This is a genomic window from Aerococcus sp. L_32 (genome assembly GCF_050689315.1).
In genome coordinates this window covers 1-1,511 of record NZ_JBOEQF010000452.1, presented here as the reverse complement: position 1 = coordinate 1,511, position 1,511 = coordinate 1, and the positions used below count along the sequence as shown (strand labels likewise).

The window sequence follows — 1,511 nt, the reverse complement described above, 5'->3', positions numbered from 1 at the left end:
AAACCGCTGATTTCAAATGCGGAACGGATCAAAAACTACCAACAATTAGAAGTTGGGGACTATGTGGTTCATGTTAACCACGGGATTGGGCGGTATACTGGTATTGAAACTATCGAGTTTGCCGGCACCCACCAAGACTACTTGACCATTGTCTTCGCCGACCAAGCAGCTATTCATGTGCCGATTGACCAAATCGATTTGGTTCAAAAATATGTGTCTGCTGAGGGGCGTGAGCCTAAATTAAATAAAATGGGCGGTAGCGAATGGGCGAAAACCAAACAGAAGGTGTCCAGCAAGATTGAAGATATTGCGGATGAATTGATTGACTTATACGCCTCTCGTGAAGCACAGAAAGGTTTAGCTTTTAGTCCAGATACTGCTGAACAGGCCGAATTTGAAAATGCCTTCCCGTATTCAGAAACCGATGACCAAGTCCGGTCAATCGCTGAAATTAAGAAGGATATGGAAGTAGAGAAACCGATGGATCGATTACTCGTTGGAGATGTCGGTTTTGGAAAAACGGAAGTCGCTATGCGAGCTGTCTTTAAAGCTTTAATGGAGGGTAAACAAGTAGCTTTCTTAGTGCCCACGACTGTATTAGCCCAACAACATTACGAAACCTTCACTGAACGGTTTGCAGACTGGCCTTTTGAAATTGGCTTATTATCTAGATTTAGAAGCAAGGGCCAACAAAATGAAACCATTGCGGGCTTGAAAAAAGGGCAAGTGGATATTGTGATTGGTACTCACCGCGTCCTATCTAAAGATGTTGAATTCCTTGATTTAGGGCTATTAGTGGTTGATGAGGAACAACGGTTTGGGGTGAAGGCCAAGGAAAAATTGAAGGCCTTAAAAGCGAATGTAGATGTGTTGACCCTGACGGCGACACCGATTCCTCGTACCTTAAACATGTCTATGCTAGGGGTTCGGGACTTATCCGTTATTGAAACACCGCCAGCCAACCGGTATCCCGTCCAGACTTTTGTAATGGAGCAAAATTACGGGGCAGTCAAAGATGCCATTGAACGAGAAATTGCTCGAGATGGTCAAGTTTTCTATCTCTTTAATAATGTGGCCCAAATCGAAGAGAAGGCGGCCTTTATCAATGAGTTGGTCCCTGAAGCGAGGGTGGCCATTGCCCATGGTCAAATGACTGTTGCCCAACTGGAAAATGTCATGATGGACTTTGTACTTGGTGAGTTTGATGTTTTAGTGACGACAACCATTATTGAGACAGGGGTCGACATTCCTAATGCCAACACCTTACTGGTTGAAGGAGCCGACCGGATGGGGCTATCTACCCTCTACCAATTACGGGGCCGGGTTGGACGGTCAACTCGAATTGCCTATGCCTATTTCATGTACCGTCCGGACAAGATGTTGTCTGAGGTATCTGAAAAACGCTTGATGGCCTTACGTGATTTCACGGAACTAGGGTCTGGTTTTAAGATTGCCATGCGTGACTTGTCCATTCGTGGGGCAGGTAACTTGCTCGGGAAACAGCAACACGG

General features: G+C 45.6%; 1 protein-coding gene. It reads left to right on the top strand.

Features of this window, described 5'->3' with window-relative positions; translation table 11 throughout:
* Positions 1-1,511: transcription-repair coupling factor (gene mfd, locus ACRCJ0_RS13830; RefSeq protein WP_431390808.1), on the top strand; the 1,511-nt coding region annotated here is incomplete at both ends.